This window comes from Ignavibacteriota bacterium, from assembly GCA_016713565.1.
Taxonomy (GTDB): Bacteria; Bacteroidota; Ignavibacteria; order Ignavibacteriales; family Melioribacteraceae.
This window is the reverse complement of record JADJOX010000008.1, coordinates 1-22,475: the sequence shown is the minus strand read 5'-3', so window position 1 is coordinate 22,475 and position 22,475 is coordinate 1. Positions and strand designations below refer to the sequence as shown.

The 22,475-nt window shown below is 32.5% G+C and carries 16 protein-coding genes; 2 read left to right on the top strand and 14 right to left on the bottom strand.

Annotated elements, in window-relative coordinates:
• Window positions 1–1,415: 1,415 nt before the first annotated feature.
• The 8 genes from IPK06_14790 to IPK06_14755 all read right to left on the bottom strand — a co-directional run bounded on the left by IPK06_14790 (window position 1,416) and on the right by IPK06_14755 (window position 12,441).
• Window positions 1,416–4,502 carry a TonB-dependent receptor gene (locus tag IPK06_14790; GenBank protein ID MBK7981240.1) on the bottom strand — a complete coding sequence of 1,029 codons (3,087 nt, stop codon included), beginning with the start codon at window positions 4,500–4,502 and terminating at the stop codon, window positions 1,416–1,418.
• A gap of 75 nt (window positions 4,503–4,577) precedes the next feature.
• On the bottom strand, window positions 4,578–6,014 hold the full coding sequence (locus IPK06_14785; protein ID MBK7981239.1) for an MFS transporter: 1,437 nt from the start codon (window positions 6,012–6,014) through the stop codon (window positions 4,578–4,580).
• Window positions 6,015–6,048: 34 nt separating this feature from the next.
• The gene (locus IPK06_14780) at window positions 6,049–8,340 is read right to left on the bottom strand and encodes a glycoside hydrolase family 3 C-terminal domain-containing protein (GenBank protein MBK7981238.1); all 2,292 of its coding nucleotides are present in this window, start codon (window positions 8,338–8,340) and stop codon (window positions 6,049–6,051) included.
• Between the two features lie 14 nt (window positions 8,341–8,354).
• Entirely contained in the window at window positions 8,355–8,585 is a 231-nt protein-coding gene (locus IPK06_14775; protein ID MBK7981237.1) for a hypothetical protein, read from the bottom strand.
• Window positions 8,586–9,017: 432 nt separating this feature from the next.
• A complete protein-coding gene (locus IPK06_14770) occupies window positions 9,018–10,142 on the bottom strand; it encodes a galactose mutarotase (protein ID MBK7981236.1) in 1,125 nt (374 codons plus the stop codon).
• Between the two features lie 114 nt (window positions 10,143–10,256).
• On the bottom strand, window positions 10,257–11,405 hold the full coding sequence (locus tag IPK06_14765; GenBank protein MBK7981235.1) for a DNA-binding transcriptional regulator: 1,149 nt from the start codon (window positions 11,403–11,405) through the stop codon (window positions 10,257–10,259).
• Window positions 11,406–11,574: 169 nt separating this feature from the next.
• Window positions 11,575–11,982, bottom strand: coding sequence for a thioredoxin family protein (locus tag IPK06_14760; GenBank protein MBK7981234.1), 408 nt, complete (start codon window positions 11,980–11,982; stop codon window positions 11,575–11,577).
• Window positions 11,983–11,985: 3 nt separating this feature from the next.
• Window positions 11,986–12,441: a DUF4395 domain-containing protein gene (locus IPK06_14755; protein ID MBK7981233.1), complete on the bottom strand. Its 456-nt coding sequence runs from the start codon at window positions 12,439–12,441 to the stop codon at window positions 11,986–11,988.
• 325 nt (window positions 12,442–12,766) lie between these two features.
• Here IPK06_14755 and IPK06_14750 point away from each other — a divergent pair, with 325 nt between their 5' ends.
• Window positions 12,767–13,906, top strand: a complete 1,140-nt coding sequence (locus IPK06_14750; GenBank protein MBK7981232.1) for a PLP-dependent transferase — start codon at window positions 12,767–12,769, stop codon at window positions 13,904–13,906.
• 77 nt (window positions 13,907–13,983) lie between these two features.
• On the opposite strand, the gene IPK06_14745 is transcribed toward IPK06_14750, so the two are convergent.
• The 3 genes from IPK06_14745 to IPK06_14735 form a co-directional block, all read right to left on the bottom strand.
• On the bottom strand, window positions 13,984–14,433 hold the full coding sequence (locus IPK06_14745; GenBank protein ID MBK7981231.1) for a hypothetical protein: 450 nt from the start codon (window positions 14,431–14,433) through the stop codon (window positions 13,984–13,986).
• A gap of 370 nt (window positions 14,434–14,803) precedes the next feature.
• Window positions 14,804–15,364: a lysoplasmalogenase gene (locus IPK06_14740; GenBank protein MBK7981230.1), complete on the bottom strand. Its 561-nt coding sequence runs from the start codon at window positions 15,362–15,364 to the stop codon at window positions 14,804–14,806.
• A gap of 332 nt (window positions 15,365–15,696) precedes the next feature.
• Complete coding sequence (locus IPK06_14735) at window positions 15,697–16,590, bottom strand: hypothetical protein (protein ID MBK7981229.1); 894 nt, start codon at window positions 16,588–16,590, stop codon at window positions 15,697–15,699.
• Window positions 16,591–16,967: 377 nt separating this feature from the next.
• On the opposite strand from IPK06_14735, the gene IPK06_14730 reads away from it, so the two are divergent.
• A complete protein-coding gene (locus IPK06_14730) occupies window positions 16,968–19,388 on the top strand; it encodes a family 78 glycoside hydrolase catalytic domain (GenBank protein ID MBK7981228.1) in 2,421 nt (806 codons plus the stop codon).
• A 296-nt stretch (window positions 19,389–19,684) separates the two neighbouring features.
• On the opposite strand, the gene IPK06_14725 is transcribed toward IPK06_14730, so the two are convergent.
• From IPK06_14725 to IPK06_14715, 3 genes are all read right to left on the bottom strand, one after another.
• Complete coding sequence (locus IPK06_14725) at window positions 19,685–20,347, bottom strand: nucleoside hydrolase (protein ID MBK7981227.1); 663 nt, start codon at window positions 20,345–20,347, stop codon at window positions 19,685–19,687.
• 399 nt (window positions 20,348–20,746) lie between these two features.
• Window positions 20,747–21,196, bottom strand: coding sequence for a VOC family protein (locus tag IPK06_14720; protein MBK7981226.1), 450 nt, complete (start codon window positions 21,194–21,196; stop codon window positions 20,747–20,749).
• Between the two features lie 438 nt (window positions 21,197–21,634).
• Entirely contained in the window at window positions 21,635–22,060 is a 426-nt protein-coding gene (locus tag IPK06_14715; GenBank protein MBK7981225.1) for a VOC family protein, read from the bottom strand.
• Between the last annotated feature and the right edge of the window lie 415 nt (window positions 22,061–22,475).

Genomic DNA, 22,475 nt, shown 5'->3' with positions numbered 1-22,475 from the left:
GGAGTCGGCCAATCTGCATAAATGAAATTATCTGCTTCTGGGTTATTTGGTTGACGCCAAGCGGCTAAAGAACCAGAAAATGTAGTATCAACAGTTGCAATTGAAAATTCTTTTAATACTTGAAGTTGAGTAGTAAATAAAACATCAGTTTCAGCAAAATTTGGAAGTTTTGAATACCATGTTCCATTTGTTAATTTAGGATAAGTTGCATCATCAGCAAACATTGCTGCGGTTCTTGTATTCATAGGAATCATTTGTGAAACCCAATCAGTCTTACCATTTACTGCATTATTATTTAAGGTTGTTGCAATATCACTTAAACTTGGATCCCAATAAGTTAAATTTCTATCAGCATAGAAAGATGCACCGTTTGCCAAAAATGTAGAATCGGCATGTAAATTAACAATACCCATTGGTAAACCTTCGGGATCAACTTCACCGGCATCGGCACTAATTAAAACGGATGAGAATCCTTGAACATTTGTATTTACAAAAATATTATTTGTAACACTGTAATTTGGATGACCGCCTCTGTTCATAAGTGGATACGAGCTGCAATTTATAAAGTTATTGTGATTGAAAACTTGTCTATTAATTACGTAATTATCTCTTGATTTATACAAAAGACCTTGAACGTTAACATGAGTATTATTTTCAACCCAAATTGTATCTTGGTTTGAGAAGAAATCCAATACACCGCCATTTCTACGGCATGTATGACCTAACAAGTTTACAAAATAATTATTTATAAAGAATATTCTTGAATTTGCAGGCTGTCCACCAATAACTGTCCAAAGGTTGTGTTCAATAATACAGTTTTCAACTTGTATTCTCATACCAGGTCCAGCTAAACCGAAGCAGTTCCAACCAAGACCGCCGGCAGCATTGCCAACAGCCATATTAATATTTTTTACAAGAAGATCTGAACCACTAGTAATAAATGGAGTAGTATTTCCACCTTCCAATACAGCACCGGAAACAACTGGCGGAGCATCACCTTTGCTAGTTTTTACAGATTCGGTTGTTTCACCCATAATAATTGTTTTTCTGGTTGCAGATGTTGTTGGGTTATTTGCCAGTGAATAGTTTCCAAATGCTTTTAATATATAAACACGTCCAGCAGGAACATTCAGTGTATCAGCATTTATTACTGAAAATAACGTATTTGGAGCACCAAAATCGATATCATCTTTAATTACGAGAGCATCTCCACGATGTTCTAAAATGTAATCTTCCAATGTTTGTGAAAATACAGTAGTTAACGGTAATAATGTTGTTACCGCCAGAAGTAAAAGTAACTTTCTCATAAATTTCTCCTTATTTAAATATTTGATTTAATGAGCAAAAAAGGTCATAAAATATTTGTTTACTAATAACTAACTCCTCCTTTTTTCAATTTATTATTATTTTATTATTTAAAAATTGTACCTTAAATTAAGTTGGTAAATTGATGGACCATATAAAACTGATTCTAAGTTTTCCGTTATCGGCGCATCTTTTGTTAACCTAAATTTCCTGAATGATTCAATTCCATTATGGAATATATTTAGCCCATTAAGCGATAAACTTAATCCCTTTAACGGTAAATCTTGTTTTATTGTAAAATCCCATCTATAAATATTTCCGGTATATGAAGTTTCTTCAGGTCTTGTACCCACATAGTTTAACACATTCCCTCTCATATTAAATGATAAACGGCTTGAAAATCCTTTATAATCAACACCAAGAGCAATATTAACCACATCGTCCGCTTGTTGAACCAATCTGCCGCTGTAAACAGTATCACTTGTTGTAAAATATGTTATAGTTTTGCGGGGATTATTTGGATCTGGAACCGTTTTTGGTATATTTCTAATTATGCGATAATCAATATTTGATCCGGATTTTGTATAGTTCACATTTAATACAATGGAATTTAGCGGTTGAGGTAAATACCAAAAATTTGTTTGCCAAGATAATTCAACACCTCTAATAAAACCTAAGTTCGGATTGTTCAGCGATGTATTTACAATATCCGAAGATTTAGTTTTATAATTGAAATTGTTCCACAAAAGCGCTGAATCGGGCATGAAAACATTATCGCCATACAAACCTATATTTCCATAATATATTCCTGTACGGTATTGAGCATTTTCCAACTCTTTATAGAATCCATTAACTGTAAAAAGACCAATAACATTGCTGTAAAAAGAAGCGATAACATCTAAGTTTGTAGCCGTTGTCGGTTTTAATTTAGGATTACCAATTACATAATTATTGCCGGGGAAAACAGTCATTTTAGGAATAATTGCGGAATAATCCGGGCGTACAATACTATTTGTAAAAGCTATTCTAATATCCGACCAATCATTTACTTGATATTTTAGGTGTACGTTTGGGAAGTAATTTATATCATATCTATCAACATTGTAATAATCATCTGGAACATCTGCTGTTCCCACCTTTGTACTAATTGCATCACCATAAACATTATGTGTAACAAAAGTAAATTGAGCACGATAATTCATGTTATAATTTTCATAACGGAGGCCGGCAATTAAAGTAAGGTTTCTGTAAAAATTAAAAGTACCCATAATATAACCTGCCGCAAAAGCTTCTGATCCGTTCCAATCATCTCTCCAACTGTCATCTTCCTTTTTTGAAGATTCCCAACCTGTTTGAGCTAAGTAAAGCCAATCGTCATATATATCGGCATTTATAACATTTTTAAACCCATTTTTAAAATTATATTGATCACTTAAATAATTTTTTCCTCTTTCGAAATCATCATCCAAAACGTCAGTTAATCTCATTCTATGCTCAGCATCTCTATGTATTGGAAAGAAATTTTCTACCTTATTATATGTATCATCATCAGATGAACCTGAGAAAGTTCTGTCAAAATCATTAATGCGAACTGTTTTTACATATTTTCCGCCTGCTTTAAATGTTGCGGTAATATCCGTAGAAAAGTTAACTGGTTTGGAAACATCAAGAGAGGTATTATATAAATGCTGATTAAATCTATTTTTAACAGATGATACCCAGCCTTCCAAAGTCGCACTATCAGCATCGGCAGCATTAAGATTATCAAAAATTGCATAGGTCCTTTCTAAAGTTAACCCAGCCTGAGCAGCTGCTGAATTATATGTTATTGGTAAACCATCGGAACCAACTCCAAAAGGAGCTTTAAAACTACTGTTATTAGTAAAGTCAGTCCAGCCATTACCAGAACCCCAAGGCGAATAAGCATTCCTTGTATATTGATTAGTACTTGAATGAGCTAAACTTGCTTCAACTTTAAAGTCGCCAAAATTATTTTCAGCTTGTAAAGCATTTATCCATAAATCTCTTCCGAATTTATTGCGGTCTACTGTATAATGCACAGCAGTACCATTAAAATCTAGTCCAATTGAATTATTGCGTTGATCCGTAAAATTGCCCGCATAAGTATTTTGTAGAATAATTTTACCATTTGGCAGCTTATAATCCATAATAACACTACCGCCGGCAATATCAATAATGCTTCTATAATAACCGAAATTTGCACTATTTGTTAAATAAGCAGACTGTCCATATGCCAAATTACTACTTCCGTCTCGAGTAAGAGCAATTGAAGCAGTTTGATTTCCGCCATCAGAACGGTCAGCGTTAGCTTGAACAAATACACCGAATTTATTTTCAAAAAATCTATCACTTACACTAGCCCAAAATTTGTAATTGTTATAATTTCTATCTGAATAATTATAATTTCCTTGTGTTAGAACGTCAAAGTGGAGGTCGGCAGGCGCTTCCATTAGTTTTAAATTTATAACACCGCCAATAGTATTTGCATCCATATCGGGTGTAATGGCTTTTATAACTTCAATACTGGAAATCATACTTGACGATATAAAGCCAAGGTTTGTAGAACGAGTTTCCATATTTGTTGATGGTAATTGAATGCCATTAATTAGCACCTGATTTAATTTTGATTCCACACCACGAATAACAACTTCATCTCCATTCATAAGAGAAACACCAGGCAAACGGCTAAGGGCTGTTGCCGCATTATCATCCGGTAATTCGCGGATTTGGTCAGAGGAAACAACATTTGTAATAGTATTAGAAGTTAACTGCCTATTAATTGCTTCCAATTGACCAGAAGCCTGACCGGTTACAGTAACGGTGCCGCTTTCAATAGTTTTAAACTCCAAATAAAAATCCTGAGCCAGAGTTTTGTTTTCAACAATGTTAACTTCCAGCGTTTGTGTATTGTAACCTATATACGAAATCTCAATTGTATATTTTCCAACCGGAATATTTCGTATAATATAGTTACCTTCCATATCGGAGGCAGAACCCAAACTGGTTCCTTTTACCAGTATATTCGCGCCGAATAAATCTTCTGAAGTTGATTTGTCGAATACTTTTCCCTTAATGGAACCGGATTGGGCGAGCATGATTGATGGAATAGTAAAAAAGATAATGAGACAAATAAGCGGTATAAGCTTATTTTTATAAATAATAAAGTTTATGCTCATTTTTCCTCCAAGATTTTATTTTGTTCTTATTTATTTTCATTATTTTTTAATAAACATTAAAAAATTTTGTATTTTCTACAATTCATCATTTCTTCTTAATTCTAAATCGCTTTCAATTTTTTGCATCATTTTATTTGTTAAAGGATAGAACAACATCATCAATGCGCCGATGATTCCAAATACTGCCGGGAAGAAGCTCATAAGCAAAACGATTCCGTTTGTGGTTTCAACAGATTGAGCTTCGTTAGCCACAAATCCATAATAAGCTAAAATATATCCGACAAATGCGCCGCCTATAGTCAAACCCAGCTTAAGTGCGAACAATGAAGCAGCCATCAATAATCCTGTCGCTCTTCTATTATTTTTCCATTCGGAATAATCAGCCGCGTCTGTATACATTGCCCATTGTAAAACTGAAACTGGTCCCCAAGAAAATGATATTAAGATATTAATTAGATATATCAGAATTACATTTTGAGGTTCTAAGAAATAAAATGCACCGCTGCCTACGGCACTCATAAGTAAACAGCCGACATAAGTATTTCGTTTATCAAATTTCTTGGATATCCATTTAGTTAAAATTGCGCCGATTATATTGAAAATTGTTCCAGTGAGTAAAAATGATGAAGTAAAAGTAGCATAAGGTAAATCTATCGTACTGCCAAAAATATTCAGCTGCTGGTCCAAAACATAATATTTGAAATAATAAACGATCGAAGAACTTCTAACAACGATAAAGATTAATTGAAAAATGGTAGCGCCGCCTATAAGCAGCCAAGCTTTATTAGAAAATAAATCTCTTAAATCTTTTTTTACTTCAATCTTTTGATTCTTTGGAGGCTGTACTCTTTCTTTTGTAGTAATAAATGTAATGAATAAAAACAATAATGCAAGTAATCCTAATATACCCATTGCGTACTGCCAGCCTTTTGCGTCGTTTCCGTTTCCAAAATATTTAACAAGATATATTGTTGAGCCTTGAACAATCAAGCCGCCAATAAATGCGGCGACAAATCTAAATGACGACAATTCTGTGCGTTCAAAAGAATTGGGGGTAATTACAGCCATGAGCGCTGAATATGGAACATTTACAATTGTATACATCACCATTAATAAGTTATATGTGATATATGCATATATAAGTTTTCCGCTGATGTCGTAATCAGGAGTGGTAAAAGTAAGAACGCCCATTATAACCATTGGAATTCCGAAGAAGAAAATGAACGGTCTGAATTTTCCCCATTTTGTATTTGTCCTGTCTGCTATTGCTCCCATTAAGGGATCATTAACTGCGTCAAAAATTCTGGTGAATAAAAACATTGTGCCTACAGCGGCGGCAGGAATTCCGAAAACATCCGTATAAAAGTTCAACAGAAAGATTATAAATGTTTGGAAATAAATATTTGAAGCAGCATCTCCCAAACTGTAACCAATTTTTTCTTTCAATGATAAAATTGATTTGGAGGCATATCCATTTGAAATAGCTGCTTCATTAAGGGAGTTTTTATCCATCTGTAATCTTCTTAAATTTGATTTTAATTAATATTTATTGTACAACAATTACATTTTTAAGTAAATCTTCGTCCCTGGATGAATTTCCTACCATCAATTCAAATTCTCCGGGTTCCACAACATAATTCATTTCAACATTGTTAAATGCGAATGCTTTCTGTGTAAGCGTAAATGAAATCGTCCTTTCTTCTTTTGGCCGTAAACTAATTTTCATAAAACCTTTTAATTCTTTCACCGGACGCGTTACCGAACTTACTTTATCTCTTATATAAAGCTGAACAACTTCCGTCCCTTCTTTTTCACCATCGTTTCTAACATCCACTTTAACCACAACGTCTTCCTTTAATGAAATTTTTTCTTTTTCAACCCTAAGATTTGAAAATGAAAATTTCGTATAGCTCAATCCGAAACCAAAAGGATAAAGTGCCGTGATGTCATCGAATAAATATCCGCGTCTCGATGAAGGTTTGTGATTGTAATGACAAGGAATATGACCAACCGATCTGGGTATTGAAATGGGCAATTTTCCGCTTGGATTATAATCTCCAAAGATAACGTCCGCAATCGCATTTCCGCTTTCTTGCCCCAAATACCAACATTCTAAAATTGAAGGAACTGTCTGCGATATATAACTGATTGATTTTGGTCTGCCGTTAAAAAGAACAACCACAATCGGTTTTCCCGTTTTTTGAATTTCTTTTAAAAGTTCCAATTGATTTCCGACCAATTCCAAATTCGGTCTGTCGCCTAGATGAGTTTTACTCCATGCTTCTCTTGATGTTTGTTCGTTTCCGCCTATAGCTAAAATTACTGCGTCCGCATTTTCCGCAGTTTTTACCGCTTCTTTAATTAATTTTTCATCTTCATTTTGATCAGAAGGAGTCACGGTATCTTCATTCCACGATCCGCCGATAGTTATTTTACATCCTTCGCTATATACTACATTGTATTTTTCAACGACTTTTGCTTTTACTCCGTTTAAAACTGTAGAAAAATATTTGGGTCTTCCGCTATATCCACCAAGCATTACTCTATCAGCATTCGGTCCTATTACGGCAATTGTACTTTTTTCGGCTAATTTTAACGGAAGAAGATTGTTTTCATTTTTAAGCAAGGTAATTGTTTCATGAGCGGCTTTTAACGCAAGCTCTCTGTCTTTTTCCAATTTAATTTCATTTTGGATTAGTGCCGGGTCAACATATGGATCTTCAAACAATCCCAATTGAAACTTTGCTTCCAGCATCGGCAGAACCAATTCATCAATTTCACTTTCGCTAATCTTTCCGGATTCAATTAAGATTTTCAGATTCGGATAACAATCTATTTCGGGAAGTTCGATATTTACTCCGGCTTTTACAGCTAAATATGCGGCATCGACTTTATCTTTTGCCACATTATGACTAACCGTTTCCTCCTTGCTTCCCAATTCGGTTATGGCATAATAATCGGAAACAACGAATCCTTTAAATTTCCATTCGTCTCTCAATATTTTTCTTAATAACCATTTATTTGCGTGCGACGGAATCCCGTCGATTTCATTATACGATGCCATTAATGAATAAGGCTGCTCTTCTTCAATAACTTCTTTGAAAGGTGAAAGAAAAACTTCCCGCAGAACACGTTCGGAAAAATTTGCTGGTCCGCAGTTTGAACCAGATTCAGGCTGACCATGAGCGGCAAAATGTTTTAAAGTAGCTAAAACTTTATCTTTACTTTTAAATGTTCCGTCGCCTTGAAAACCTCTGATCGCACCTTTACTCATTTGCGCAATTAAGTGCGGATCCTCGCCAAATGTTTCTTCTACTCTTCCCCATCTCGGATCTCTTGCAACGTCCAAAACAGGAGTAAGCGCTTGATGCGCTCCACGTTTCCTAGTATCTTCCGCAACTGATGAATAAATTTCTTCAATTAATTCGGGATTAAAAGTTGCCGCCAATCCAATAGGCTGCGGATAACTAGTTGCGTCTTTTCCGGCTAAGCCGTGCAGACATTCTTCATGTATTATTATTGGAATTCCAAGTCTCGTTTCTTCAACGAAAAATTTCTGAAGCGCGTTTGCAAACTCAGCCATTTCAACCGGAGATAAACCGCCGTTGGTATCGCTAATTCTTCCTACTTGTCCCAAACCGTTTGCGAAATTTTTTCTCATCTTTTCGAAATCAATATTTCCTTTTTCATCTAAAATCATTTCTTTCTTCTGATTCCAAACACATAGCATTTGTGAGATTTTTTCATCGAGATTCATTTTATTCAATAAATCTTCAGCTCTTTCTTTAGACGATAAACTGGAATCTTTATAATTTCCAATTTCAATATTGTTCAGCATTTCTATCTTATCGTTCATAAAGTCTTCCATAGTTTTATATTTTGGTTAACACAAATTATTTGCATATCAAATAATTGATAATGATCTGCAAAAAATTTATTTCCGAGCGATGAGAAATGCTTAAGTACTTTTATTGATGTATCAGCAGTAGAAAAATAATTAAATAACATTTCCAGAAAATGCTTAACTCTTCCGGAAATAAAAATTTCATTATAGTTTTTGCCAGTTTCGTACTCATTTAACATTTTATTCACTCTGATTTTCTTTCTTTTGCAAATTACCAATTCACTAAATTTAACTTGTTTTTATAATTTTTAACTATTTCAAACAGTTTCATTATATATTGAAACGTTTCAATTTTTTATACAAAAAAAAACAAACTTATCAAAAAACAATAAAACACTATTAATATTACTTGGATGAAACGGAACAAAACTTTTTATTTTGCAAGTCATTCAATTGTATCATTAACTTCATGATCCCAATATTTGCATCTTATATATTTGTTATGCACATAAAAATTAGCTTTAATAAATTTACAAAAAAAACCATTTCGCGAAATTTATTAACCATTTCGCGCAAACAATATAACACTTCAAAATGACAAATACTTCCATCAAATATAAAAATGATTTTAATTATTTAAATACTGTTATTATACATTAATAAAATAAAAATTACTTTATTGAAAATTTATAAATTGTTTTTTGCTTATATGTTTCATTCGGATTCAGCCGAGCGTTTGGGAAATTCGCTTTATTCGGCGAATCAGGATAGACTTGAGCCTCAAGGCATAAACCCGTTCTGTAATTATATTTTTCTCCGTTTTTGCCGACCGAAGTTCCATTTAAAAAATTACCCGAATAAAATTGCAGCCCCGGCTGATCTGTCAATATTTCCATAAATCTTCCGGAAGTAGAATCATACAAGTTTGCTATCATTTTTACTTGTCCCGTATAATTATTTATTACCCAGTTGTGATCATATCCTTTTCCAAATGAAAGCTGTTCAAATTTATCATTTATTCTTTTACCGATCTTTTCAGGTTTTGTAAAATCCATTGGAGTGTTTTTTACTTCCGCCAACTCGCCAGTAGTGATCAGTCCATTATCAACCGGTGTAAAATAATCAGCGTCGATCATCAGTTCATTATCAAGAATCGTATTTTGAAAATTGCCGCTTAAATTGAAATAAGAATGGTGCGTCGGATTCATAATTGTAGGTTTATCTGTTATCGCGGAATAATCAATTATCAATTCAATATTTTCTGTCAAGGTATATGTTACCGTTATATCCGCGTTTCCAGGATATCCTTCTTCGCCGTCTTTACTTTTATATGTTAACTTAACTGATTCACCCAATTCACTTTTAACACTTTCGCCTTTCCACAATACTTTATTAAATCCAACTTTTCCGCCATGAAGATGATTTTCTCCGTCATTCACGCTTAACTGATATTCTTTTCCGTCAAGAACAAATTTTCCTTTGCCAATTCTATTACCATATCTCCCAACTATTGCGCCAAAATAAGAAGTACCATTTACATAGTCTTCAAGTTTGTCATAACCTAAAACAATATCTTCTATTTTCCCTGAACGATCGGGAATTTTCAACGACGTTACAACGGCGCCGAATTCTATTATTTTTACTTCGGCTCCGCTTGTATTTTTCAGCACAAATAAATTCACTTCATTTCCATCCGCAAGTTTGCCAAATAATGTTTGATTTTCTGAGTTTACTTTTTCCGTTTGATTGCATGAGACAAGAGTCAACGCTATAATAATAATGAATATGATTTTCATGATAATCCCATAATGTTTTATTTTAAAATAAACCGATTAAAAATTAAGTTAAAACCCAATCAAGTAAATAAATAACCATTTTACGCAAAAGTTGTGAAAATGAAATTTTAGAGATTATACTTTTTGTGAAATTTTTCTGAATTGGATTAAACTTTGTCCATTCTCTTTTCTGAAATATCTGGCGATGTGTTCTATGCTCGTGAAGTCGAACATGGAAGTGATTTCCGAAATTGATAAATTCGTTTCGAGAAGCATTTGTTTTATCATTTCGGTTCTTACTCTTCTAATTTCCTGATTGATTGTTCTGTGCAGCGTCTTTTTAAATCTGTTTTCCAAACTACGTTTGCCCAAACACGTTTGTTTAACTACGTCTTTAATTTGAATTTTGTTCTTCGCGTTATTTCTTATAAATTTTATTGCTTCGGCAACTTCTTTATCATTAACGGCAAGGATATTCGTCGATTGTCTTTGCACAATGTGAGTTCCTAGTACAATAATGTCGTTGAAATTTTTTTGTTTTTCATTCATCATATGATCAAGTTGTTCTGCTGCCGCATAACCAGCTTGTTCTGTATTTAAACATACACTGGTTAACGGAGTATCCGATAAATCACAAATAAGCGCGTCGTTATCTACGCCAGTTACTGCAATTTCTTCCGGTACATTAATACTAAGCGATTTGCATACTTCCAATACTTGCTGCCCTCTATCGTCATTGCACGCCATTATCCCAATCGGCTTAGGCAGACTTTGAATCCATTTTCTCATATTAATCTGTTCTTGCTGCCATGAAATTTGTTTTACATGCGTAACCTGGTTGTATAAAAATATATTAAATCCGGCTTCTTCAATTATCTTTTTAAAATAATATTTTCTGTCATTCGACCATTCTATATCATCATAACCGCAAAACGCAAAATTCTTCAATCCAATATCAATTAAATGATTGGCAGCTAGTCTTGAAATAGATTCTGAGTTTGTACAAATTGCTGGCATATTTGCGGGTCTGTTTGTATCGTGAAGTGCCAAAATAGTAGGTAACTTCAAATCCAATAATTCTTTTTTAATTAAAGAATTTCGCATTATAATTCCATCAGCTTTCCATTTGGATAAATGCGGTATGGATGATTTCAATCCGCGCGGTTCCCAATAAAATGACCAAGGCCCGTTAATTCTTGAATATTTCCCTATGCCAAAAAGTAAATCTCTGCCGAAAGCTCGTGATGATTCCAATAATAAAATAACTTTTTTTAATTTGGCCATGGTATACGGATCTAGACTTAAAATTTTTTCTAAAAAATATTTACACTAAAATAAAAAAATTATTATTTGATAATTATTAAAAATTTATAGTATGTCTTAAATAAAAAGAAATGAAAAATAATACTTTTAAAATCATAATCGAGAACTATCTCCTAACAAATTATTACAATTAGAACTGTTCAAATATTTTTGTTGAATTCACTAATCCATGATTACGTGAAGTAATTTGTCCATTTGGACTTAAAACAATTGTTGTTGGAACAGTAATTATATTAAATTTTTCCGCAAATTCGTTTTCCAATAACGCGTTGACTTTGCGAAAATTTACTTTACCTCCGCTGTTTTCCAATTTTGAAATTGATTCATTAATGTAAAGTTCCTGCAATTTACATTGCTTACATTCAGGTGACCAAAAATATAATATTGTAGGCAGTCCGCTAAAAATTTCCAAAGTATTAAAATTTGATAAATTTTGCTGCGATTTAGTTTTAAGATTATAATTGAAATATTTCCAAACTGAGTATAATAAAAGAAATACTGTAATTGAGATAATAATCCTAAAAAGAATTTGTTCCATAATTTATACCTTTTGCGTTTGTTTATTCAAGCCGCCAACTTTAAGTCTGTGAAGCTGATAATAAATAAAGCAGCCCATGCAAAAATTAAACGCGACATTTATAAACGCCAATAAAATTACAACCCAGACAAAAATCCAGCCTATTGCGGAAATGTTAAGCAAAAATAAAATGCCCGCTATTGCCAGAACAATTCCGCCTAATAATTGTGCAAAGTTATGAGGCGCCTGAGAATCTTCAATGATATTAGGTTTTATCAATTTGTTCTTCAAAACAATATTTTTATAGATTTGTTTAAACACCGCAAATTTCGGTATTATTGAGCCGATGATCATTATTAGCGCGGTAAAGTAAACCAATATTTCCAGATTTAAGATAAATCCCAACAGCAAAAACGTAATAATTGATATTTGGTTAAACTTCAATTGGTTTACATCTATTAAATTACTTTTGTTAGTCATATTTTTCCTTTTATTATAATTTTAATTTTCCTTTAAAACAAAAAAGCCCTAAAATTTAGGGCTTATCAAAACAATTGTATATTTAAAAATAATTATGCTAAGTCCTCCGCAAGAAAATTATCGCATCTACAACAGCACATTATTTTTATTAAATTTTGATTCATAAAAGACTTTATATATTATTTAGGGGAAAGTTATATTTTTTACTGCAATGTATCAAGCAAAAAATCAAATTATTTTATATTTATATACTTTTTTGTAAGTTAAAATTACAGAAAGAAGCTGTTCGCATTAATCACAATTACTATTACTTATTGGAAATAAAATGAAACTTAAGACAAATACCGTACACGCCGGGGTTGACAAAGATAAAGCATATAACAGTATAATAACTCCAATTTATCAAACATCAACATTCAAATTTGAAGATATAGGAACAACAAAAGGTTTTGATTATACTCGCAGCGGAAACCCGACAAGAACAGCTTTAGAGGAAAATATCGCGTCACTTGAAAACGGAACTTTGGCAAGAGTTACAAATACCGGAATGTCAGCAATAACAACAGTAATGCATTTCCTTAAATCAGGTGACCATATAATTTGTACAAATGATTGTTACGGCGGAACGGAAAGATTGTTAAGACTTTACAAAGAGCTTTTCAATATTGAAGTAAGCTACGTAAATATGAATAGTCAAAATGAGGTTAAAGATTCATTTAGAAAAAACACCAAAATTGTTTGGGTTGAAACGCCAAGCAATCCGTTGCTGAATATTTATGATATAGAAAAACTTTCTCAATTGGCACATGAAAACAACTCTTTGGTTGTAGTAGATAATACTTTTCTTTCTCCGGTAAATCAAAGACCATTGGATTTGGGAGCGGATATTGTAATTCATTCTACAACAAAATATTTGAACGGACACAGCGATGTTGTAGGCGGAGCGATTGTTGTAAAAAATGCCGCATTGGCGGAGCGATTGAGTTATCTGGTAAATGCTTTGGGACAGGGTGAAGCTCCGTTTGATTCTTGGCTGGTTTTAAGAGGAATTAAAACGCTTGTTCCGCGAATGAAAGCACATGAACAAAACGCAAATGAAATTGCTACTTTTTTATCTTCACATAAAAAAGTAAAAAAGGTGAATTACCCCGGTTTGCAAAATCATCAGCAGCATGAACTTGCGAAAAAACAGCAATTTGGCTTCGGCGGAATGATGTCATTTGAAGTGAATGGAAATATTAATGAAGTGAATCACGTTTTAAAATCAACGAAAATATTTTCACTCGCGGAATCACTCGGCGGAATTGAATCGCTTATTTGTCATCCCGCAACAATGACTCATGCGTCTATGGATGCGGAGTTAAAGAAAAAAGTTGGAATAAATGATAATCTAATTAGACTTTCAATAGGAATTGAAGATGTTGATGATTTAATTGCAGATTTAGAATACGCGCTGAATTTCTGAAATTATCAATATCAAAGTTCTTCATTAAAAAAATAATGAAATCTGAAATTTGTGATTAGCATAAACTGAGTTAAAACTTAATTCAATATTTTTAATAACTGTTCGGTTCTTGCGTTATTAAGTTTTCGTATACGATTTTTTTTAAGGTTTTCTCTCAGTATTTTATCAATAATTTTATTTTTTCCAATCCATTTTTCAAATAACTTAAAACCTGTTTCCTCATTTGCAGCAGTAAAAACACTGATGGTAAATTCTAATCCTTTTTTTAAAACGTCAATTCCATCTTCATTATTTAATCCGCTTAAAATATTATCCGCGATCTTCAAACAATAAACGGCGTTTTGTTTATTTAAGAAATTTGGATGCGCAAGGGAAACCAATATTGCCCGCTTTTCATAATTATTTGAACTGATTATCCACTCATCAAAAATTTTGCACAATTCGCTAAAATCCGACTCACCAATAATTTGAAATCCAAAAGCGACACCTTCTCTAACTCGCCACCTTCCGTCATTCGCTAATCGCATTAATATTTTAAGTAATTTTTTGTCTTTATTTTTTGCGTAAATCATGCCAAAGCAAACGAGCGAGCAAACAACCAGGAAAGATTTTGGATCATTAGTATCTGCCTGTTCTTCGGAAATTTGAGACCATTCTATTAATACTTTTTCATTCTCATAAATTTCAGATAACGCAAATATTAATTCTAAATTTGATCTTGGTCCGGTAAATTGGAATTAAGCAGAAGAAATTTTTCTAATTTTTCTTTGTTTTTAATTAATGGAAGCAGTATGTTTTTTAAATCATCTTTCTTTGACATAATCTTTTTCCGCTTTATAATTTTACGGATCATAAAATAGTTTATTTATTTCCCGCCAAGATTGATCATTCCCATAATTATTTTTTATATGAACCGTATGTCAATAAAAACTGAGCGGGAAAATATGTGCCCAAAATCCAAAAACTTGAATGAGGAATTTTTATGTAAAACATATTAAATGCAATTAGCGAATCTGATAGAACAAAAAGAAACGCGCCTAGAATTGCCAAATAATTATTTTTCCCTAAAGCAACAGAAACTGCCATTGATGTAATTATAATTAAATATATGATAACGGGAATAAGCATTTTACCCAAATACGGTATTAAAATAATTGCCGCGGTTATTCCATATAAAATAAACAGCAAAGCAAATACCAATTGAATTTTATGCAATTGCTGTTTTGCAAAAAATGCCAATATATAAAAACAATGTGCAATTGCGAATGATATTAGTCCGAATATAAAAAATCCTTTACCATTTAAATCAAGAATTATGTCGCCTATCGCGGAAAAGATTAATGCAGTAATTATAAGCGATTTTTTTTTGCCGATGAGATTATTATAAGCTAAACCTAATATTGCAATAATTGGAATTATTTTTGCGATATAAGAAAAAGGATACGGTCTTAAATTCAATGTGGAAAAATAAATCAAAAAGAAAAAAGTGAATGTAAAGTAAAATAATCGATTTAAACGTAATTTATTCATTTATAAAATAACCGTAAATTTGAGTTTTATTTATTGCGGAATTTTCCTTTCATTTCTTTAATAGAAAATGTACTAGTTGATTTAAAATGATATAAAAGAAATAGTTCGATATATCAATTCCGCATAATTTATTTAATAAATTAAATTTGGTTCAATTCTAGATAAAAATGATTACAAAAATTTATTATTTCATTTACCAAATTACACTAATAATAATTTTTTAACTCACACATAATTGATATTCTTTTGCAATATTAATTCTAAAATTTATTTAAATGCATCCGATAAACTTTGTCTCTAATTTCTTCTAATGATCCAATAATGATATAATAATCATACTCAAAAATGGAATTTTTATATAAAATTTCTTTTTTAATTGGCGCGATATAAGAAGTTGATCCATCATTTGATTCACAGCCGGGTTTGCCTGAAATTCCCGCCAGAAATTCTGTGCAGCGAGAATTATAGACAGCCATTCCCCATTTTGACGAATCAGTATACGCCATCCAGTTTTCAGTTACCGTTGGATATTTTCCCCAAAATCCGCTTGAAAGAAAAACCGATTTTGGATTTGAAAGTGTATCGTAAGAAAATGGCTTTTCACCAAAATACGAATATAGATTTGATAATGAAGAAATTGGGTAAACAGCGGGCAATTCCTGATCTACCGGATTTCCTTCGCCGTAAATTGTATCAGTCCTATGGCAAGTTATTCTGCATAGTACCTTTATAACATTTTCGATTAAAATTACTTTCTGTTCAAGTTCAGCTTCCGCGGGCTTATTGTTCATGTCCCACTGCATTGGAACGCATTTAACATAAAGAGTGTCATCTGTCTGCTTATAATCTAAAATATTAGAACGGTTCTTAAATTCATCACCGACCTGTATCGGATTCCAGCACCAAGGCGACCAATTGGGAGATTGTCCATCTAATTTTCGGTCAATACTTTTTCCCGCATAATATGACTGCTGAATGTATCGGCCTTCATCATGAACATTTACAAGATTTCTTTCACTTCCGGATTTTGAAATATATGAAATGGCGCCGCCGCGAGTTAAATCAAATTTGACTTTTAATATTCCGTTGTCAACGCTAATTTCATTCGGCTGAGCAAACATATTTGAAAAGAAAAATAAGACAATTAGGATCAAAATTTTATTCTTCATTTTAAAGTAATTCATCACAAATATTATATTCCAAATTAATTTTTAATAGATTATTTTTTTACAAAATATTCGTCAATAAATCTAAATACAAATCTAAAATTATGTCTTATTTCTATATTTTGATCAATTAAAAATATTTTTACGCAAACAAATTATTTACCAAATATAATTTATTATGAGAATTTTTTATTTAACTTATATTTTGTTAGAGTTTTTTGTCCGGCATTTGTTAAAATAAGTATTTTTAATCTTAGTTTTTCAAAGCGTTAAAATGCAATTATTTACAGAATAAATTTTATAATTTTATTCATAATCAAAAAGGCGAATTTCATATAATGATAAATTACAATCGTTTTATTCAATTGAAAAAGAATTTTAAATATGTTTTAATTTTTCTGGTTCTAATAACTAACAATCAAAAATTTGGACAAACATCCTGCAGCGATTCTTTTATTTCAAGACCTTCAGATAAGCTGATTGATGAAAAACCTGAAGCTTATTGGATTTGGGATAACAGTGAAATTTCAGAAGATTATCATTTACTTGTAAGGAAAGTTTTTACTCTTAATGACAAACCGGTCAAAGCTTCAGTTTATATTTCTGCTTATTCATTTGCTGATGTATATATAAACGGAAAACTTTTGGATAGATGTCCGGTTAATTGTGATCCCGAATTTCAAGTTTATGAAAATTATGAAATTTCAGAATATTTAAGCAGCGGAACAAATATTATTAGCGCTCATGTTTACAATTATGGAATTGGGCTCCATCACAGATTAAAAGGACGCGGCGGGTTTTTCTTTCAAGGGAAAATTGAATTAGAGAATGCGGCGGAAAAAGTTATTTTATCAGACAAAAGCTGGAAAGTTTTTCATCCATCCGCATGGGAAAATACGGGCAAGCTGAGATCCGGTAATGGTGAAAAGAGACCTAACTTAATTGGATTTAATGAAAGGTTTAATTCTAATTTAATGCCGGATAATTGGTTAATAACTGATTTTAATGATTCCAATTGGGAGAACGCTTACGAAATTGGAATTCCTCCAATCAATCCATGGAACAGTATTGTTTCGGTTAAAAGACCTCCGCTTGCTAGAATAGAAATCACTCCAATTAAACATTGGCGTACAAAGAACGCGGATGTTTTTGATTTCGGAAAAGAAATTACAGGTCATCCAAAATTTGAAATCAAATCAAAATATTCCGGTGTTTGTTTAGAAATTGGAACCGGTGAAAGATTGGAATCTGATAGCACAGTTAATTCAACTAAGAGAATAAATTTTACCGATGAATATATAACAAAAATCGGAGTGCAAAATTGGTCGCCCTCTACGTGGCGGGGATTCAGATACTTTTCAATTCAAAGAAATGATAGTGTAGAAATAATTAAAGTCTCGGCAATAAGTAAAAATTATGATTTCCGCGAGGAAGGCAGCTTTGAATGTTCAGATTCATTATTAAATAAAATTTGGGATATCGGAAGAAACTCGGTAAAATTATGTTCGCAGGATACTTACATGGATACTCCATGGCGTGAGCAGACACAATACATCGCGGGTGATTCTCGATATTTACAAAATTATTCTTTTTATTCATTTGGATGCAGCTCAAACTTTTTAGCAAAATATAATTTACTTTCCGGCGCCGAATCACAAAGATGGAGTAATGAAGGAGCGATTCGAACAAGATATCCAACCGACTGGCTTCTTGGTGTAAATTCTTCGACTTACCTTTTTGATTATGAAATTGAATGGATAATTATGCTCGGTGAATATTACAATTATTTTGGCGATAAAGATTTTATAAAACAAGTATATCCAAATATGCTTAAACTTTTAGATTATATTGAAAAATTTGTAGAACCCGAACACGGTTTAATTAAAGACGCTCCGGGCTGGATAGTTTTAGATCATCCCGATACATATCCGATGGATCAAAAAGAAGAAATAACCGGATTGAACTGCCTTTATTATAAGGCTTTGCTGCAAAGCGCGTTTTTATCAAAGTCGGTTCTTAATAACGAAAATAATTACAGAAAATTTACATCTAAGGCGGAAGAAATTAAAAGCAATGTAAACAAATGGCTTTGGGATCCAAATAAAAAATTATATAAAGACAGTTTTGGAAGTAATAAATACAGCCAGCAGACACAAGTCTACGCGCTGCTTTACGGCTTGGTTGAAGATTCTCTAAAAACAGATCTAGTTAATTATATTGTTCAATGCGGAAGAAACAGCGAACAATCTTTTGCGTATTACGTTTTAAAATCCGTTTTTGATTACAATCCGGTATGGGCGGTTAATTATATCAGAGAATATTGGGGCGCGCAAATTCAATCTCCATTATTTAACGGAGCTTGGCATGAAGCGTGGAATGTGGATGTTTGGACAAGCGATCAAGGATCAACGTCACACGCATGGTCATCGGGACCAACGGCTTTACTTCCTCAAAAAGTTCTTGGAGCGGAACCATTAGAAAACGGATGGAAATATTTTAAGATACAGCCCAATACTGCGGATCTATCGTGGGCTAAAGGCATTGTGCCTACTCCAAACGGTAAATTAAATATAGAGTGGAAGAATTTGCCGGATGAATTATTATTGGATTTAACAATACCGGAAAATTCCGAAGCAATAGTAATTATTCCATCGACAAATAAAACTATCAAGATTAATGGCGCTGACTTTTTGGATTTGAATATAAATAATTCTTTTGATCAAATAGAAAATAAAGTAAAATTCAAATTGACTTCGGGAAGTTATAAAATAATTTCCAACAATTAAATTTAAGTTTTTATAATCGTTCATCATTTGTTTTTTTATATTCGGCTGATGCTGTATTAATTGGTTTATATAAGTTTCAATTTTGGGAAAGGGAGCGGAAGGAACAATATAATAATGTCCTTCTTTGTTCTTATCCCAACTATTCGAGCCATCATCCTCAACAATTATTTTTCCATGCTCAACATTATACCACTCTTTATATCCTTTAACGGCAATTATAACGGCGACTTCATCCCAGCTCATTCTTCCCAATGAATCACTTATTGATTTTGGAATACAAATACTAAATACGTCTTTTATAGGACTATGATTAATTTTTTATTCTTAATTAATGGAAGACCAGATTTAATATTCACACCTATTTCAAACCCGTTGAAAATTATTTCAGAAGGCCAATTTTCAAAAACAATTTTCGCCGCCTCAGAATCTGTAAATAAATTAAATTCTTTTCCGTTTGGAAATTGGCCCGCCATACATACTAATTTTGCAACTTTATCCTTTATTAAATCCAAACCTGAAAGCGGAGAATATTCATCTGCTTGTGAATTAAGTAAACCGGCAAGATTTGTTAGAAAACCGACTGTAACTATCGTTACGCTATTGTTTGCCTGCGAAGCAAGAGCTTTTCTATAAACCGAAACCGCGTCATTTACTTCATTATTATTTTTAATAGAATGCGGATAATTTGCAAGAATAAAGTCCGTCCATTTCTGCGGATCCTTTTGAATCGACGCATTTCCTTTTGGAACTCCGATTAATATGCCGGGTCTTCCAAAATATGTATTGAAAACATTCATAACTCCCGCAACGCCTTCGTATTTTGTACTTGCACAAATCGCAAGAATATTTACATATCCACTGTCAGCATATGAATGGAGTATTGCAATTGCTCCGACATCATCATAATCGGGACCCATATCACTATCAAAAATGATGGGTATTTTTTTTCTGCTGAGCAAAATAAAACTGAGTTAAAACCAAAAACACAAAAAATAAAATCCTATTCATATTACAAATCCGTTTCGCTTTAAATTTCCAATTTGTAAAAGATAAATAAAGTACGTATTTAAATTAAATTACTAAATTAACAATTTTAATATTGACTAAAAAACCTCCGAGGTTTGTAAACACTTTTCGAGTTGCAACCTCGGAGGTTTAATAAAATGATTGTATTACAATTTTAAATTATAAAGAATTGTTTCGGTAAGCTAACCCGACTAAATAAAACTTTTTCTGATTAAAAATAATTGAAAAAATATTTTATCCGCTTTAATGAACTGCAGCAATTTAACATTAACAAATAAGTATTATTGTTGCCGAATATTTCTCAACAAAGAATTCAGCAAAATATTATTGCCCTACTTCTCAATCTTTTCGGCAAGCGCGATAATGATTCCTTCCGGACCGCGAAGATAACAGAGCAAATAAATATCTTTATAGTTCACAACTTCGCCGATAAGCTCCGCTCCATGTTTTTTAAGTCGCGCAAGAGTTTCTGTTATATCTGAAACGGTGAACATAACACGCAGATAGCCAAGCGCGTTAACCGGCGCGTTTCTATGATCTTCCGAGATTGACGGAGTAATGAATCTGGAAAGTTCAATCCGGCTGTGTCCGTCGGGTGTAACCATCATGGCAATTTCAACTTGCTGAGTTCCAAGTCCCGTAATGCGACCTGCCCATTCTCCTTCTATCATAGCTCGACCTTCAAGCTTTAGTCCAAGTTCTTCAAAAAATGAAACCGCGTTGTCGAGGGATTCTACCACAATTCCGACATTGTCCATCCGCAATAATTGATTTGTAGTCATTGTTTTATCTTTCTTTAAAATTTAGTTTGAATGTATCTGTAACAAAGAGAAGAAAGCACATTATTATACTAATTATTAAATAAAGAAATATCAAATGCGTCACAATTAATTTTTTTTAGAATTTGCGGCGTGAATAAAATGAACACTTGAATTCTGCAATATAAAAACCTCCGAGGTTTGTAAATACTTTTCGAGTTGCAACCTCGGAGGTTTATTAAATATGCAATCACTTATTATTTATTCGGATTAAATTCCACTATCCATTCAATACCGAATTTGTCTCTGAACATCCTCAAATAATAATAAAGTAAAATTCAAATTGACATTCGGAAGTTATAAGATAATTTCCGAAAAATGATTTTTGAAGGTAAATAAAACAAGGGTTTGTAAATACTTTCAGCTGCAACCTCGGAGGTTTATTAAATACGCAATCGCTTATTATTTATTCGGATTAAATTCCACTATCCACTCAATACCGAATTTGTCTCTAAACATTCCGAAATATGAACTCCATGGCGCTTCACTCATAGGCACTTCAACAATTCCGCCGGCTGAAAGTCCGTTAAATATTTTGTCCGCTTCTTCACGACTTTCTGTGCTTACTGAAATTTTTGATCTGTTTTCATTTTCATTCACTTTGCCCATAAATTCCGGCACATCATTAGCAATTAATGTGTTTTGACCTATTGGCAAAGCAATATGCATTAGCTTATTCGCTTCATTTTCTGTTACCGCGTTTCCAAGTTCGGGAATATCCTTGAAACGAATGATCTTTGTAAATTCACCGCCAAAAACAGATTTGTAAAAATTGAAAGCTTCTTCGGCGTTTCCGTTGAAATTAATGTGCGGATTGATTTGTGCCATATTTATTCTACCTCCAAATTAATTTTATTTCTTTTAAGTAATTGAAAATTGATTTTCACTAAAATAATATCGTTAAAAAAATTTTATAATTGCGGTATAAATACGTCAATGTATGATACCGGTTGCGACAAAAAATATAATTAGAAAATTTAATTAAAGTTCAACGCCGATAAATTAACCTATTTTAAGTTATTCCAAAATGATATTTTCTTTTGTTAATTACTAGCCGGCAGCTCCCGGTTTTACTTCTTTTGGTCAATTTCAATATTAAGATTTCTGAAGAGATTTTTCAGTTTGTAAGTACTTATACTTACTGTAAGTATTTGTACTTATTTACAATAAGATAAAATTCTTATATATTTAAATAAAAAATTGTTTAGTTATATAAATAATTATAATTTATGTAAGTAAACTG

Excerpts from the sequence above, each read along its gene's own strand:
- IPK06_14780 (MBK7981238.1), bottom strand. The coding sequence starts at position 8,340 with ATGCTGAACAATATTGAAATTGGAAATTATAAAGATTCCAGTTTATCG.
- IPK06_14715 (MBK7981225.1), bottom strand. The coding sequence starts at position 22,060 with ATGGCACAAATCAATCCGCACATTAATTTCAACGGAAACGCCGAAGAA.
- IPK06_14765 (MBK7981235.1), bottom strand. The coding sequence starts at position 11,405 with ATGGCCAAATTAAAAAAAGTTATTTTATTATTGGAATCATCACGAGCT.
- IPK06_14720 (MBK7981226.1), bottom strand. The coding sequence starts at position 21,196 with ATGACTACAAATCAATTATTGCGGATGGACAATGTCGGAATTGTGGTA.
- IPK06_14760 (MBK7981234.1), bottom strand. The coding sequence starts at position 11,982 with ATGGAACAAATTCTTTTTAGGATTATTATCTCAATTACAGTATTTCTT.
- IPK06_14785 (MBK7981239.1), bottom strand. The coding sequence starts at position 6,014 with ATGGATAAAAACTCCCTTAATGAAGCAGCTATTTCAAATGGATATGCC.
- IPK06_14775 (MBK7981237.1), bottom strand. The coding sequence starts at position 8,585 with ATGTTAAATGAGTACGAAACTGGCAAAAACTATAATGAAATTTTTATT.
- IPK06_14750 (MBK7981232.1), top strand. The coding sequence starts at position 12,767 with ATGAAACTTAAGACAAATACCGTACACGCCGGGGTTGACAAAGATAAA.
- IPK06_14745 (MBK7981231.1), bottom strand. The coding sequence starts at position 14,433 with ATGCGATTAGCGAATGACGGAAGGTGGCGAGTTAGAGAAGGTGTCGCT.
- IPK06_14790 (MBK7981240.1), bottom strand. The coding sequence starts at position 4,502 with ATGAGCATAAACTTTATTATTTATAAAAATAAGCTTATACCGCTTATT.
- IPK06_14755 (MBK7981233.1), bottom strand. The coding sequence starts at position 12,441 with ATGACTAACAAAAGTAATTTAATAGATGTAAACCAATTGAAGTTTAAC.
- IPK06_14770 (MBK7981236.1), bottom strand. The coding sequence starts at position 10,142 with ATGAAAATCATATTCATTATTATTATAGCGTTGACTCTTGTCTCATGC.